The organism is Bacteroides sp. ZJ-18 (assembly GCF_011038705.2).
Classification (GTDB): domain Bacteria; phylum Bacteroidota; class Bacteroidia; order Bacteroidales; family Bacteroidaceae; genus Bacteroides; species Bacteroides hominis.
In genome coordinates this window covers 2215165-2230902 of record NZ_CP072198.1, presented here as the reverse complement: position 1 = coordinate 2230902, position 15738 = coordinate 2215165, and the positions used below count along the sequence as shown (strand labels likewise).

Genomic DNA, 15738 nt, shown 5'->3' with positions numbered 1-15738 from the left:
AGGTTTATTGTCTATATTACAATTCTTCTCCCCTGATTCCCAACGCTTGCATCAACGGATATGCAAGCATTTCCCATTGATGCCCTTCCAGCATTTCCTCCGGTTCATTCATACGAAACTGAATCGTTTTTTTATTTTTAATCTTTTTCAACCGATTCATTACTTTATCACCATATTCTTCATTAAAAGAGACTAAAATCAATTGTCTCACATCGGCAGAATCTGCAACAATATTTAATAAATCAAGATATAATTCCTCACGGGATACCATTTCCTCACAAGGCACACCGGCAAAAGAAAATTCTCCAAACTGACTCTTAAACGCTACACCATTCAGCTCTGTAGATAAATCAGACGGTACACAATTAGATAACCGGACGGAATTCTTATCGTATACCACTAATATTTGAACTTGATTTTCTCCTTCTGTTATGCCTGAGTCTAACGCTAAATAAGTTATCAATTCCGAAAGATCAATCTCTTGTAACTCACGCTTCAATGTTCGCTCAAAATATTTCTTCAGATCCGTTATAACTAAATTCAAGAACGCTGCATCTATCAATATCACATTCGAAGGGAACTTTATTTTTTCGTCCATATAGTAATTCCTTTATAATTATATTCAGGCTATAAAGATACAACATACTTCTAAAATGCCCTTGCATTCGGACACAATTTCCTTGTAAAAAGGAAAATATATGACATTTTGGCTTTTACATTCCTTAAAAAGCTGAAAAAAAGTCAGTTTTTAACCCATGGCAAATCTTTTGCGCCTTCAATAGTGTTATTGAAAATAAGAAAAAGAAAGGAGAATAAACGATATGAATTTCAACAATTTTACCATTAAATCACAGGAAGCTGTACAAGAAGCGATCAATCTGGCACAAAGCCGGGGACAACAAGCCATTGAAACAGCTCATATCCTGTATGGAGTGATGAAGGTAGGCGAAAATGTTACTAACTTTATCTTCCAGAAGTTAGGATTGAACGGCCAGCAAATCGCCCTTGTACTCGACAAGCAAATTGACTCTTTCCCAAAAGTTTCGGGCGGAGAGCCTTATTTGAGTCGGGAAGCAAACGAAGTCTTCCAGAAAGCAACACAGTATTCCAAAGAAATGGGTGATGAATTTGTTTCACTGGAACACTTGTTACTGGCATTACTAACGGTAAAGAGTACTGTATCTACTATTCTGAAAGATGCAGGAATGACCGAAAAAGAACTACGCGGAGCTATTAATGAATTGAGAAAAGGAGAAAAAGTCACTTCTCAGTCCAGTGAAGATAATTATCAATCACTGGAAAAATACGCCATAAACCTGAACGAAGCCGCTCGTAGCGGCAAACTCGATCCGGTGATCGGACGTGACGAAGAAATTCGGCGTGTACTTCAGATTCTGAGTCGACGCACCAAAAATAACCCTATATTAATAGGTGAACCGGGTACCGGTAAAACAGCAATCGTTGAAGGGCTGGCACACCGTATCCTCCGGGGAGATGTTCCTGAAAACCTGAAAGATAAACAAGTATACTCTCTGGATATGGGGGCACTGGTTGCAGGAGCCAAATACAAAGGAGAGTTTGAAGAGCGGCTTAAATCCGTAGTGAATGAAGTGAAAAAATCTGAAGGCAACATCATACTCTTCATCGATGAGATCCATACATTGGTAGGAGCCGGGAAGGGAGAAGGTGCCATGGATGCAGCTAATATCCTGAAACCTGCACTTGCCCGTGGAGAGTTACGTTCCATCGGTGCTACGACCCTTGATGAATACCAGAAGTATTTTGAGAAAGACAAAGCTTTGGAACGCCGTTTCCAGATAGTACAAGTAGATGAGCCGGATAATCTGAGTACAATATCCATTCTGCGTGGTCTGAAAGAACGATATGAAAATCATCACCATGTACGTATCAAAGACGATGCAATCATAGCTGCCGTAGAATTAAGCAGTCGATATATAACTGATCGTTTTTTACCGGATAAAGCAATTGACCTTATGGATGAGGCGGCAGCCAAACTCCGTATGGAGGTAGATTCCGTCCCGGAAGGATTGGATGAAATATCACGTAAAATCAAACAGTTAGAGATCGAACGGGAAGCCATTAAACGCGAAAATGATGAACCGAAATTACAAACAATCGGCAAAGAATTGGCCGAACTGAAAGAACAGGAGAAATCATACAAAGCAAAATGGCAAAGTGAAAAAAGTCTGATGGATATAATCCAGCAGAACAAAGTTGAAATCGAAAATCTTAAATTTGAAGCCGACAAGGCTGAACGTGAAGGAAACTATGGGAAAGTTGCAGAAATCCGATATGGAAAATTACAAGAATTGAATAAGGAAATTGAGGATACCCAGAAAAAGTTACATGAAATGCAAGGGGATACAGCTATGATAAAGGAAGAGGTAGATGCTGAAGATATCGCCGATGTAGTATCCCGCTGGACCGGAATTCCCGTAAGCAAAATGATGCAGAGTGAAAAGGACAAGTTACTTCATCTTGAAGAAGAATTACATCAGCGTGTTATCGGGCAAGATGAAGCCATTGCAGCTGTATCCGATGCCGTACGCCGCAGCCGCGCAGGATTGCAGGATCCCAAGCGTCCGATTGGTTCCTTCATCTTCCTGGGCACTACCGGAGTAGGTAAAACCGAACTGGCTAAAGCACTTGCAGAGTTTCTTTTTGATGATGAAACAATGATGACCCGTATTGATATGAGTGAATATCAGGAGAAACATAGTGTTTCACGTTTAGTTGGAGCACCTCCGGGATACGTGGGATACGATGAAGGAGGACAGTTGACAGAAGCCATACGGCGTAAACCCTATTCTGTAGTACTGTTTGACGAGATCGAAAAGGCTCATCCGGATGTATTCAATATATTGTTACAGGTACTTGATGACGGAAGGTTAACAGACAATAAAGGTCGCGTGGTAAATTTCAAAAATACAATCATCATCATGACCTCTAATATGGGTAGTAGCTACATACAGAGTCAAATGGAAAAACTGAACAGCGCCAACAAAGACGAAGTTGTAGAAGAAACCAAGAAAGAGGTAATGAATATGCTAAAGAAAACCATACGCCCCGAATTCTTAAACCGTATTGATGAAACCATCATGTTTCTACCACTAACGGAAAAAGAAATAAAACAAATTGTCCTGCTGCAAATCAAAAGTGTGCAGAAGATGCTTGCGGGTAATGGAGTAGAGTTGAAGCTGACAGATGCCGCTTTAGATTTTCTTTCACAAGTAGGTTATGATCCAGAGTTCGGTGCACGTCCTGTAAAAAGAGCTATTCAGAGATATTTATTAAATGATTTATCAAAGAAATTATTAGCACAAGAAGTAGACCGTAGTAAAGCAATTATTGTAGATGCACAAGGTGACGGATTGGTTTTTCGTAACTAAAGAATTGAGAATCTATAAACTATAGCGATCTGCCGGTATGCCTTATGGTATACCGGCTTTTCTCTTTCTTGAAAGTTCAATAAGTGATCCTCCTGACCTCCACCGGATAGGATGCACAATGAATAACAAGCACATACATGCCTCTTCTCGGCAATATAAAAGTAACACAATCTCCCGTTGAGTGAATCTTCCCTATTAACTCACCCTGCTCACTATACAGGTATACCATTGTATTAACTTCCAGACGTTCCAAAGACAAAACTCCGGTAAAATCGTCCAGTTTCATACAGATACCGCTATCTCTTGTTGCTTTCATGCTCTTTCCTTCTCTCCTATCACTCCCGGTTCCCTCGAAAGAATCTTTCGTATATAAAAAAGCGTGGGAACGTTGCAATTATCGTACCTGAGGCTCTGGACTGCCACTATTCAAATAATGTACAACAACCCACGCTCGATACTATATATTTGCATATACAGCAGAGCATGAGCGTTCGTTGCATTATTCCTGAATAGTGAAATTGTCCAGATTTCAAGTACAGAATAATATCTTAAAAACGCTTTTGTTCTTTTTGTGTAATATTCCTCGCAACACTGACTCTTCAGGTATCGACGGATTGCAACAAAGATAATTAAAAAGCCCTGAATACGACAAATAAGTTCTCTAAAATATTCTATGCAAATTTTATATAGTTATGCAAGAACAGCTTAAGGAGCCTTTTGTTTATTGGGGCATGATAAAAAATAAAAGCGCAATATTCCCCTTTCAGTAAGGGATATTGCGCTTTTAACTAAAAGAAACAGAATTAATTTTTATTCCGCCTCAGCAGCAGCTTCTTCACCAAATTCTGTAATTCCGTTAGAAACAAGAATATTGTACCATAAGATCAATTTCTTGATATCATTCACATACACTCTGTCACGATCAAAATCAGGCAAAACCTCAGCTAAATATTGGCGTAGTTGCTCGGGGGTAGCCTTCTTCACATCTATAGAGGCCATAGCTGCATTTTCCTTTTCTTTTATTGAACGCAATACGTCACGTAAAGGTACTTCCGAGTCGTTTGTGTACATTGCTATATCTGCCAAAGAGATAATCTTTTCATTACCATAAGCAGGAAAACGTTTCTTAGTCGCATCAATTGTTTCTACAATTAACATATTTTTCCCCTGCGAAATAAGCTTATACAATCCCGGTTTACCGGAGATAGACAAAATAGTCTTTAACATAGTATATTACTTTTATATTAGTTATTTTTTGCGGAGCAAAGGTAATGAATCTTTTGATATAGGAAAGCAATTAACTCTAAAATCTGTGGTATCAACGGTTTCTCATCATCATTTATTATAACGAAAGAAGCCTGTTCACACTTTTCTTCATCACTCATTTGGCTCCGAATACGTTGCATTATCTGTTCACACGAAGCATTGTCACGCCGAACTGCACGATCCACCCTTATTTCTAAAGGGGCATAAACCATCACAATATAATCAACCTCATCAGCAAACCCCGACTCTATAAGGATTGCTGATTCCATACCTATAATATCCATACAACCCTTGTGTGAAGCCCATTGCCTGAAATGCTCTTTAACTCTCGGATGTATGATTCTATTAACTTGAGAAGCATGTATGGAGGAAGCAAAAAGGTATGAAGCCAATAAGACCTTATTTAATTTACCGTTTAAGAAAACCTCCTCTCCTACCAAGTCGCACAGTTCCTTACGTATAACAAGATCGGTCGCTACAATTCTCTTGGACTCCTCATCTGAAATATAGACAGGAATCCCCATTACTTCAAGTAGCCGTGAAACAATACTTTTGCCACTGCCTATCCCACCGGTTATACCAATTTTAATTGCCATAAGAAGAAACTTGTTCTATAAGAAAATCAACCTGCTCCGGATGAATGCGTATATGACTCACTCCACGTGGAACTGACTTCAATTTGACAGTATATTTATCAGTGCCCAACTTTAAAAGTTCTTCATAAGAGACATTTACAACAAAATCACTTGCCTTAATTTTGCGAAAACGGCTTAGTCCAACCTGAAATGTAATCTGGACTTTAGACGGAAAAGCTCTCAACACCTTATCTGCCGGAAAATTAATACCACGCAATGGTACTTCAACAGTCTTTTCCGTATATATATCCACAGGCAAAGTTAAATCAATCGCTCCAGGAACAAACTTAGCTCCTTTCACTCCGGCAAGTGCAATTCGTTGCCTCAATGTATCCGCTACATTCTCAAAGTTCACTTTTTGTGTATAGGCAGTTGTAATTGTATCCAATATAGCTACAGGAGCATATACTAAAACAGAATCCGGAGAATAAATGGTATCGGAAATATAGTATTGACGCCCTGCAGTAACTTTACCCTCTAATTTAACAGGCACCAATTTCGACTTTCCGGTAGAATAAATATACTCCAAGGTATCTGGTTTGACAGAAAGCAGACGAGTGGACACATTGAGCTGTCCCAGAATCTTTTTCTCAAGTTCTGAAGTATAAATCTTCACATGATTATCAGGGGCCTTTGACTCAGAAAAATCAATATTTACCGGAAAGAAACTTTTGCCCAACATATAGTTCAGCAATACCGTACCCTTATCTTTTACTTTGATACGCAATTCAGAAGGAGGTTCAGAAGTTAAAACTACATGATTGGGTACTCCTTTCAAACGAACAGGAATTGAAAATTCTGCTTCATAATCATTATTTAATGTTTGAAGCAGCCAAAATCCACCTGCAATAAAAAAGAAAAATAAAAAAATTAAGAACTCTCTGCTCTTATCACTAAGCAGAAAGTCCTTAATCCTTCTTGATAATTTTAAATAAATATACTTTATGTTCCTACGTTCGAACATAGGCTTTATTTATTTTTAGTTCCTTATTTCGTAGCAGACTGGCTATTGGCAGCTGAAGCATCTGCAAAAATAGAGTTCTTATCTATCTTAATTTTTACATTAGAAGCGATTTCAAGAACAATATAATCATCATTGATTTCCTTAATCACACCATGAATACCACCAGCAGTAATTACATTCTGATTCACCTGGAGAGACTTACGGAAATTAGCGATCTCTTTCTGTTTCTTATTCTGCGGACGAATCATGAAGAAGTACATGATAACAAACATTGCTATCAGCATAATCCACATCAAACTACCATCAGGGCCAGCAGCAGGAGCTTGAAAAAATACAGTTAATAGGTTCATAAAATAATCAGTTTTTTAGTTTTTTAATCTATTTGGACAAAGGTATTAGTTTTTTGTCAACTTACCTTCTTTTTTTAATTGATTAACTATTCCGTCCAATGTACCATTGATAAAGCTACCGCTCTTCACTGTACTATAGAGTTTGGCAATCTCTACATACTCATTTAACGAAACACTGACCGGAATGTTCGGAAAACTAAGAATTTCTGCCAACGCACACTGCATAATAATCACATCCATGAAAGCTACACGATCCAAATCCCAGTTCTTTGTGTTTTCACTGATCAGATGCCGATAATAATCGGCATTCAGAATGGCCCGACGGAACAAGCGCCGTGCAAATTCCTGATCTTCATCATCTTTAAACTCAGGCAATAACGGCTGGTTAGCCCCTTGTTTTTCTTCAAAACGCTTGATAGTTTTCAATACAAATGTATCAACAATCTCTTTATCATCATTCCAATATAAACTCTGATCTTCCAACACTTGATCCAGCGAATCATTATTGAAAACAAACGTTTTATATAGTTTTCTCCACAACTCACGATCCATTTCGTAAGATTTATCGGAAGAAGCCATATATTCTTTATATATATCGGATGCAATAATCTTCTCGTACAATTCTTTGATAAAGTCCTGATCGTTTGCCCAGGTTCTTTTCTGGTTAGCTATAAACTCGCTCAATTGTTTATTTACTTCAAGTTGTGCGATAAACTTATTTTCCACAAACTTCATGTTAGGATACAACTCTTCTTTTGTCGGCGCCAATTTAGCTTTCGCTGTGTCAATGCGTTTTTGTGCATATTCCGTCAAAGCAATCATAAGCATCAGCAAATAGTTGTATAAGTCGTAAGCCTTAGAGAGGCTAAAGAACAACTCTTTCTCCGCTGAGTCTAAATTTTTGCTGCCGTTTTGATAGTAAGCATACACTATCTGTATGATCTTTAGACGAATAAGAACTCTGTTAATCATAATCTTAATTAATACTGTTATTAACGAATTGCAAAAGTAGACATTTTTAATGAGTTTACGCAAATAAATCACATTTTTTAATGCAGTATTTCATTCTCTTTCCTTTTTCTTTTGACGGTTTAAAAAAAATATCCAATTTTGAAGCCAATTATAAACAGACCTAACAATATGGAAGATTTTAAAAAGAAAATAGGAACAGACATGAATGATAAAGAGATTGTATTCTCCAAATCGATTAAAGCTGGTAAACGTATATATTATCTGGACGTTAAAAAGAACCGTAAAGATGAAATGTTTCTTGCTATCACTGAAAGCAAAAAAGTCGTAATGGGAGAAGGAGACGATTCCCAGGTAAGTTTTGAAAAGCATAAAATCTTTTTGTATAAAGAAGATTTTGGTAAATTCATGTCCGGTCTTGAACAAGCGATCAGTTATATCAATCAGAATCAAGAATATACCGAAGATTTAGAATCCGAAAAAAAAATCGAATCTGAAAGCGAAACTGAAACTGCAGTTTTAGATAGTGAAATTAAAATAGATATTGATTTTGAATAATTAAAAACATCAATTCTTTGATATTTCAGAAAGAAAGTGTACTTTTGCACCGCTTTTTGCACATCGTGTGATAATCACATCGTGTGATGGTGAATTAAGCAAGCAAAATAACTTAATTTAGAGTAACACAAAAAATTTCAAGAAATGAGATCAATTGAAGTTAAAGGAACTGCAAGAACAATTGCAGAACGCTCTTCTGAACAGGCAAGAGCTTTGAAAGAAATTCGTAACAACGGTGGTGTACCTTGTGTACTTTACGGTGGTGGAGAAGTTGTTCACTTCACAGTGACTAACGAAGGACTTCGCAATCTGGTTTATACTCCGCACATCCACGTAGTAGACCTGATTATCGATGGCAAAAAAGTGAATGCGATTTTGAAAGACATTCAATTTCACCCTGTAAAAGATACTATCCTGCACGTAGACTTCTATCAGATTGACGAAGCTAAACCTATCGTAATGGAAGTACCGGTACAACTTGAAGGCCTTGCTGAAGGTGTGAAAGCCGGTGGTAAATTAGCATTGCAGATGCGTAAACTGAAAGTTAAAGCTTTGTACAACGTTATTCCTGAGAAACTGACTGTCAATGTAGCTCACTTGGGTCTTGGCAAAACAGTTAAAGTAGGCGAATTGAGCTATGAAGGACTGGAACTTCTGAACGCAAAAGACGCTGTCGTATGTGCCGTTAAGTTGACTCGTGCGGCAAGAGGTGCAGCTGCTGCAGCAGGAAAATAATATTGCTATCCCTTTATTAGAGATATCATTCAAACGCAGATTAATGCAGATTTCACATCTGTGTTAATCTGCGTTTTTTATTTAAAACAAATAAACTGAAAGATATGAAATACTTAATTGTCGGATTAGGAAACATTGGTCCTGAATACCATGAAACGCGACATAATATAGGCTTTATGGTGTTGGATGCTTTGGCCAAAGCAAACAACCTATCATTCAAGGACGGTCGTTATGGCTTTACAGCTACCCTATCTGTAAAAGGAAGACAAATGATTCTGTTAAAGCCTTCGACATTTATGAATCTAAGTGGCAATGCCGTGCGTTATTGGATGCAAAAGGAAAATATTCCATTGGAGAATATGCTAATCATCGTTGATGACCTGGCTCTTCCTTTTGGAACATTACGTCTGAAAAGCAAAGGTAGCGATGCAGGTCATAACGGATTAAAACATATCGCAGCTATCTTGGGAACTCAGAATTATGCACGGTTGAGATTTGGCATTGGCAATGACTTCCCAAAGGGCGGACAAGTTGATTTCGTATTAGGACATTTTACGGAAGAAGACTGGACAACAATGAACGAGCGCCTGGAGACAGCCGGAGAGATTGCCAAAAGCTTTTGTTTGGCAGGAATCGACATAACGATGAATCAATTCAACAAAAAATAATAATTCATTTTCAATTTATAACCCAATGCCTGAAGCAAGAATAGATAAATGGATGTGGGCAGTCCGCATCTTCAAAACCCGCACCATCGCCGCTGAGGCCTGCAAAAAAGGACGAATCAGCATCAACGGATCGTTTGTGAAAGCATCTCGTATGATAAAGCCAGGAGACGTAATTCAAGTAAAAAAGCCCCCCATTACATACTCTTTCAAAGTATTACAAGCTATCGAGAAACGAATCGGAGCAAAACTTGTATCCGAGATGATGGAAAACGTAACGACACCCGATCAATACGAACTTTTGGAAATGAGCAAAATCAGTGGTTTCATTGATCGCGCAAGAGGCACCGGACGCCCGACTAAAAAAGACCGTCGAAGCATTGAAGAATTCACTACTCCGGAATTTATGGATGACTTTGATTTTGACTTTGATTTTGAAGAAGACAATAAATAAAAATCCCCGACAGCCGTCACGGACATCGGGGAGGTATAAATAAATGGACTTATTTATAAAATCACCCACCCGACCGATAACCTATCGGCCGGATGGAGATAGAGGTCAAAACTTAAATCCGATCTTCAATGTCGGAGCTGCCAAAACACTGTAGTCATGGCTGTCTGCCGACAGATCGCCAAGACCGGCTTGCGGATTATACGTGGTCTTGTTGTACGTATAAGCAAACGGATCGATTTGCGCACCGACGTAGAGGGCAGGAAGAACATAGTAATCGACACCGATAGTCAAGGCGCCACGAAGATTCCAGCTCTCGGCAACCGATTTGCCCATAGAGGTCTCTTCATCATACTTCATTTCATTTTCGCCGTAAGCAAAACCTACGCGAACGCCTGTATACCACATCAGGTTAGGAACACGCTTGATGTTGAAATAACGATCAACACCTGCCGACACATTATAGGCGAACGACTGGGCACTGGCTACGGCACGGTAGTTAGGGATTTCTCCCATCAAATCGTCTGCCGATCCACTTCCATTCGATTCTGAACCATCTATCGTGCCGGGAACAGCCGGATAACCGGGGTTATTCGTGAAGCTGACACCGCCACCCAAATTTAGTTTCCACTGATCTTTGAAGAACCAGCCCCCTTCGAAACCAACCATCAGCTTTTTGTCTGCCCAGTTGGTTGAGAGTGCTCTGACTTCATAGTCAGTCAGCAGCCCCGAAGGGGCTGTGACGTTTGTGTAACTATTGTATCCAACAGTAGCTGCTACCGTAAAGTCACCCTTCTTAGGAGTATTGTCTTTACTACAGTTCTGCGCATTCACTGCAAGACACATCATGGGTAGAACGGCCAACACTAAAAGTCTTTTTATTTTCATACGATACTTTTTTTGATTTGTTGTTTATTTGCCGTTACTATTGGCGATTATTTCTGTGCTTCGATAGCAGCTTCAATCTGAGCCTTCCAGTTATTTACGATTGCAGTCTGAGCTTCAATCTGAGTGTTGAGCGTTTCAAGTTCAGCTTTCTGTTGCTGAATAAGAGTTTCCTGATCTGTAACCTCTTTCTCATAGCCATATATCTCTGATTCCCAACCCGCAATATTATCTTTGCATGTTTCAACCAATTCATCGACATTATTCTGCCCGGCTAAAGTGGAAGCAATCCGCCATTCACTAAGTGCTTTACTCTGTGCATCCCGAGCATCTTGCAATTCTTTATCAGCCTTATCCAAAGCCACTGCCAATGTTTTCAATTCAGCAACAGCGGCATCATAAGCTTTCAAATCATCACCGGAAAATGCTGCTACCAAAGCATTAAATTCAGTTACTCTGTCCTGAGCTTTTTTCAGTTCAATCTTATCAGACGTTATATTAGCATTCATTTGCGAAATCTGGTTATCACACCATGAAACATCAGCATCAGGATCCGCTTTTAATATTTCAGCCTTTTGTGCGGTATAATAAGCAATCTTTGCATAATAAGATCCATTTTGATCAGCCTTATCTTTATCTGTACCAATTAGATTCTCATAATACTTAACATTATCATTAAGAGCTTGTTTAGTAGACTCAACTCCTTTAGCATTTAATGTATAGTAATCAATAGAATAGTCACCTGCTAATAGAGTCTTTGTTTCAGTAATCGGATCATAGGCATAATAATAATTATTACGTAATTCGCCTGCGGCTTTTACCGTCTTCAAAGTAACCTTATCGCCATAACGGTAGTAAAAAGGATTTGGGGCGTATGCAGCCTGCGCTTCTTGTTGTGCAGCATTTTTCTGAGATACGACATCGCCAGCCTTCTGATAATCCTTATATAAGACGGTTGCTTTTTGCTCCAATTCAGTCTTATTTACGCCTTCATATTTAGCATAAGTTTCAATCTTAAATTTTTCGTTCTCAATTTTTCGTTGTAAACGATCTATTGCAATTTGTTTTTGAGTTGTAAATGGAATAAGCGACTCTTCCGCACTCGCAATATCAGCTACTAACTCAATTTTATCATTATTCAACTCTACAAGATCTCCCAAAGCAAACTTATAACTTACATATAGTTCTCTCAATCGTTTATCAGCGAGATCCAACAATGACTGCTGATCTTGAGCAGCATTCAATTTTGATTTAGCGATCTCCTCCTCTGCTTTAGCCTTGATTTGTTCAATCATCACCGCAAACTTTTGTTTAGCCTCTTCAGTCATTTCTTTCTGATATTCAGCTTGTGCATTTTTCAATGCCGCCTCTGCTTCAGCTGTAATTTTTGTAGCCTCAGCCTGTGCATTAGCCAATGCAGCAAGACCTTTCAGCTGTTCAGCTTTTGCGTTACGCACCGCTGTTACCGATGCCGATTCGTCGTTGTCTACGCAAGCTCCCAGTGACAAAGCACCCAGGAGCACTGCAACCATCATGAGTTTCTTTTTCATAATCTCAAAATTTTAGTGTTAATAATAATAATATAAATGTTATGTTTTACTCTGCCTTTTCTTCTGTTACCAGAAGGGTGTTAGTGCACCCCTCTCTGTTATCCGCAGCAAATATATCCCAATTTATCTGATAAAACAAATAAATTATGAACAAAATACAAAAATAAACAGAGATTCTTTTATATCGATAAACCTAACTCTTCGGATTATGTTGTACTTTCATGCAAATGAAAAAAAGCAATATTTATATAGGTGAAATTATCAAGAATATAATGTCCGAGAGGCAGGTCACTAAAGCTGAACTCGCAAGAAGATTGGACGTTAAGCCTCAAAGTGTAGATTATCTACTGACAAGGAAAAGCATTGATACGGATACATTATATAATATTTCACTGGCGTTAGATTATGATTTTGCCCTTTTATATAGCATCAAACAAGAACAGATAAATTGTGATAACGAAGCTATCAGATATAAATTGGGAAATGCCAAAATTACAGTAGAAATAGAACTGCAGCAAGATGAAATTATCAAGCTAAACCTGAAAAAGAAAATAGCCGAGTTACTGGATGGAGGAGCTAATAAGTAGAGTTGTTTACACCTTATTATATATAGGGAACAAAAGCTATCAAAGCAAAGATATAATCACAACAGAATAATTTAACAATGTTAAGGAGAAAACAAAGATCGTTATTCCCTCTGTACAAAGAACAAATCTTTTAAATGCAAACAACTTGTTCTTTGCATTCAAAAAACAAGCTTTAACTCTATGTTAAAGTTAGCTTTATAAACATTCAACATTAGACTATTAATCACTTGATTAAAAACGATATAATCAATAAAGATAAAACAGCAGATAAAAATAGAAAGTCAAGAGATGACTCACTTAATTGATAATATAGTAACTATCAACAAAAGGAGTCCGGACATACATATTGTGTATCCGGACTCTTTCATTTCAAAAAAATAACCAAACTAACCTTTTTACCACTACCCCACCTTTATTTCCACTTTTTAAGTTCTTTTCGGTCGGCCGGAGTAGCTTCTATCAGACTGAGAGCGAAACCTCCACTACGAGCCAATTTAGTAGAGATCTTGGTTTTATTAGTCACTATACCTTTTTTAATCTCATAAGAGGTCGGATTCTTCTCATAATCCGCATCTTTCCCATCAGCATATAAAGTGGCTACATACTGTTTCCCCGGATCCAGGAAATCAAGAATGAATGTAGAAGTACGGGGATTTTCACCTGTAATACCTCCAACAAACCAATTATCGGTTCCTTTGGCCTTTCGAGCCACCGTGATATATTCTCCCGGTTCTGCTTCAATATATTTACTGTCATCCCAGTCTACTGCCACATCTTTAATAAACTGAAATGCGTCCATGTGGCGCTCATAACTCTCCGGAAGGTCGGCAGCCATTTGCAGCGGACTATAAAGTGTAACATAAAGGGCCAATTGTTTTGCCAAAGTGGTATGCACAAAACTATGTTCACCACTCAAGAAAGACAATTGAGTGTCAAAAATACCTGGAGTATAATCCATTGGACCACCAATCAAGCGTGTAAAAGGAAGCAATGTAGTGTGGAATGGTTTATTCCCACCAAAAGCTTCATATTCTGTTCCACGGGCAGACTCGTTACCGATCAGGTTTGGATACGTACGACACAATCCGGTTGGACGAACGGCTTCGTGAGCATTTACCATGATTTTATGATCGGCTGCTTTCTTCACTGCATAGAGATAATGATTATTCAGCCATTGCCCGTAATGATGCTCACCGCGTGGGATTATATTGCCTACATATCCGCTCTTCACAGCGTTGTAGCCGTTATCTTCCATAAATTGGTAAGCTTTGTCCATGTGGCGTTCATAGTTACGGACAGATGCAGAGGTTTCATGGTGCATCATCAACTTTACCCCTTTATTCTTGGCATATTCATTCAACATTTTCACATCAAAGTCGGGATATGGAGTGACGAAATCAAACACATAATCTTTTGACTTGCCAAACCAGTCCTCCCATCCTTCATTCCAGCCCTCAACCAATACCTGGTCAAAACCGTGTTCAGCGGCAAAATCGATATAACGTTTCACATTCTCATTATTGGCACCATGACGTCCATTGGGCTTGGTCTTAGCATAATCGGTCTCACCCAACTTCACTGAATAAACGTCGTCAGTATAAGCCCATGTACTTTTACCCGTAATCATCTCCCACCATACACCTACATATTTGACAGGCTTAATCCAGGAAGTATCCTCCAATTTACATGGCTCGTTCAGGTTTAATGTTAATTTGGAAGTAAGAATGTCACGTGCATCATCACTGACCATGATTGTACGCCATGGAGACTGACAAGGAGTCTGCATATATCCTTTATCTCCCTGTGCATCAGGAGTCAGCCATGATTCAAAAACAAAGTTTTTATCATCTAAATTAAGATGCATACAAGAGTAATCCACCAAGGCAGCTTCATGAAGGTTGATATACAATCCATCATCGGTCTTCATTTGTAAAGCAGTCTGAACCCCGGTAGGAGAAAAAGGAGTCTGGGAAGCATTGGGAGTCACAGCTGTTTTCATCAGGCCACGTATTTCCGAAAGCTTCGATCGAGTATAATCATATTCTTGTGTATCATAATCGCCCGGTATCCAGAAAGCAGTATGATCGCCTGTCATAGCAAATTGAGAATGCTCCTCTTTTATCACAAAATAATTCAGATTCTTTTGCTGCGGAAATTCATAGCGAAAACCGAGTCCGTCATCGTACAAACGAAAACGAATCAACATCTTACGATCCTGAGCTTTTTGGTCTAAAGTTACCGCAAGCTCATTATAATTGTTACGGATTTGCTTTACTTCTCCCCAAACAGGTTCCCAGGTTTCGTCAAAAGAAGAAGTCTTGGCATCAATCAATGTAAAACCATCCATCAGACCGGGATCATCTTTCAGTTCAAGGCCCAGTTTAGAAGGTTTAATCACTTCTTTACCCTTATAAGAAAGTTCATACACAGGCTCGCCTTTTCCATTCACCGAAAAGTTCAGTTTCAAGAGTCCATTTGGAGAAGTAATGCTTTCGGCCATTGCCACACTACTCACTAAAAGAGAAAGAAAAAAGCAAGCCAACTTAAAAGTCAGTTTATTCATGTTCTTCATGATATGGTTTAATATAAATTAGTAATCATGCAACAAAGATAAGCAAGAAGCAGATTCCGGTTCGACGAATGGAACCGAAATAAAGAAGATTTATCAGAAAACGTTTGCATAAACAGTTGACAGTGGTAACTTTGCCAACAA

Annotated in this window: 16 protein-coding genes; 6 read left to right on the top strand and 10 right to left on the bottom strand. The window is 38.6% G+C overall.

Annotated elements, in window-relative coordinates; genetic code table 11:
* Positions 1-16: 16 nt before the first annotated feature.
* Complete coding sequence (locus G7Y45_RS08795; protein WP_005775931.1) at positions 17-598, bottom strand: DUF6621 family protein; 582 nt, start codon at positions 596-598, stop codon at positions 17-19.
* A 223-nt stretch (positions 599-821) separates the two neighbouring features.
* On the opposite strand from G7Y45_RS08795, the gene clpB reads away from it, so the two are divergent.
* Positions 822-3410: an ATP-dependent chaperone ClpB gene (gene clpB, locus G7Y45_RS08790; RefSeq protein WP_005775930.1), complete on the top strand. Its 2589-nt coding sequence runs from the start codon at positions 822-824 to the stop codon at positions 3408-3410.
* 76 nt (positions 3411-3486) lie between these two features.
* Here clpB and G7Y45_RS08785 read toward each other — a convergent pair whose 3' ends face one another.
* From G7Y45_RS08785 to nusB, 6 genes are all read right to left on the bottom strand, one after another.
* Entirely contained in the window at positions 3487-3696 is a 210-nt protein-coding gene (locus G7Y45_RS08785) for a hypothetical protein (RefSeq protein ID WP_050418555.1), read from the bottom strand.
* Positions 3697-4220: 524 nt separating this feature from the next.
* Positions 4221-4637 carry a DUF5606 domain-containing protein gene (locus tag G7Y45_RS08780; RefSeq protein ID WP_022011923.1) on the bottom strand — a complete coding sequence of 139 codons (417 nt, stop codon included), beginning with the start codon at positions 4635-4637 and terminating at the stop codon, positions 4221-4223.
* A 17-nt stretch (positions 4638-4654) separates the two neighbouring features.
* Entirely contained in the window at positions 4655-5272 is a 618-nt protein-coding gene (gene coaE / locus G7Y45_RS08775) for a dephospho-CoA kinase (RefSeq protein WP_005775927.1), read from the bottom strand.
* Entirely contained in the window at positions 5262-6275 is a 1014-nt protein-coding gene (locus G7Y45_RS08770; RefSeq protein WP_005775926.1) for a CdaR family protein, read from the bottom strand. Before G7Y45_RS08770 ends, coaE begins: the two co-directional genes overlap by 11 nt.
* A 23-nt stretch (positions 6276-6298) precedes the next feature.
* Positions 6299-6625, bottom strand: a complete 327-nt coding sequence (gene yajC / locus G7Y45_RS08765) for a preprotein translocase subunit YajC (protein WP_005775925.1) — start codon at positions 6623-6625, stop codon at positions 6299-6301.
* Positions 6626-6670: 45 nt separating this feature from the next.
* Positions 6671-7597 (bottom strand): transcription antitermination factor NusB, encoded by a 927-nt coding sequence (gene nusB / locus G7Y45_RS08760; RefSeq protein ID WP_005775923.1) that lies wholly within the window; start codon positions 7595-7597, stop codon positions 6671-6673.
* A 168-nt stretch (positions 7598-7765) separates the two neighbouring features.
* Between nusB and G7Y45_RS08755 the strand changes: the two genes are divergently transcribed.
* From G7Y45_RS08755 to G7Y45_RS08740, 4 genes are all read left to right on the top strand, one after another.
* Positions 7766-8152 carry a PUR family DNA/RNA-binding protein gene (locus tag G7Y45_RS08755; RefSeq protein WP_005809831.1) on the top strand — a complete coding sequence of 129 codons (387 nt, stop codon included), beginning with the start codon at positions 7766-7768 and terminating at the stop codon, positions 8150-8152.
* A gap of 144 nt (positions 8153-8296) precedes the next feature.
* The gene (locus tag G7Y45_RS08750) at positions 8297-8887 is read left to right on the top strand and encodes a 50S ribosomal protein L25/general stress protein Ctc (RefSeq protein ID WP_032540876.1); all 591 of its coding nucleotides are present in this window, start codon (positions 8297-8299) and stop codon (positions 8885-8887) included.
* Positions 8888-8991: 104 nt separating this feature from the next.
* Positions 8992-9555, top strand: coding sequence for an aminoacyl-tRNA hydrolase (pth, locus tag G7Y45_RS08745; protein ID WP_005809833.1), 564 nt, complete (start codon positions 8992-8994; stop codon positions 9553-9555).
* 25 nt (positions 9556-9580) lie between these two features.
* Positions 9581-10006, top strand: coding sequence for an RNA-binding S4 domain-containing protein (locus G7Y45_RS08740; RefSeq protein ID WP_005809834.1), 426 nt, complete (start codon positions 9581-9583; stop codon positions 10004-10006).
* Between the two features lie 105 nt (positions 10007-10111).
* Here G7Y45_RS08740 and G7Y45_RS08735 read toward each other — a convergent pair whose 3' ends face one another.
* Both G7Y45_RS08735 and G7Y45_RS08730 read right to left on the bottom strand, forming a co-directional pair.
* Positions 10112-10891 carry a BT1926 family outer membrane beta-barrel protein gene (locus G7Y45_RS08735; protein ID WP_165016017.1) on the bottom strand — a complete coding sequence of 260 codons (780 nt, stop codon included), beginning with the start codon at positions 10889-10891 and terminating at the stop codon, positions 10112-10114.
* Positions 10892-10938: 47 nt separating this feature from the next.
* The gene (locus G7Y45_RS08730; protein ID WP_165016014.1) at positions 10939-12438 is read right to left on the bottom strand and encodes a DUF4082 domain-containing protein; all 1500 of its coding nucleotides are present in this window, start codon (positions 12436-12438) and stop codon (positions 10939-10941) included.
* A gap of 227 nt (positions 12439-12665) precedes the next feature.
* On the opposite strand from G7Y45_RS08730, the gene G7Y45_RS08725 reads away from it, so the two are divergent.
* Positions 12666-13025 carry a helix-turn-helix domain-containing protein gene (locus G7Y45_RS08725; protein ID WP_165016011.1) on the top strand — a complete coding sequence of 120 codons (360 nt, stop codon included), beginning with the start codon at positions 12666-12668 and terminating at the stop codon, positions 13023-13025.
* A 412-nt stretch (positions 13026-13437) separates the two neighbouring features.
* Here the strand turns inward: G7Y45_RS08725 and G7Y45_RS08720 are convergent, their stop codons facing one another.
* Positions 13438-15597 carry a glycoside hydrolase family 97 protein gene (locus tag G7Y45_RS08720; protein ID WP_165016008.1) on the bottom strand — a complete coding sequence of 720 codons (2160 nt, stop codon included), beginning with the start codon at positions 15595-15597 and terminating at the stop codon, positions 13438-13440.
* Between the last annotated feature and the right edge of the window lie 141 nt (positions 15598-15738).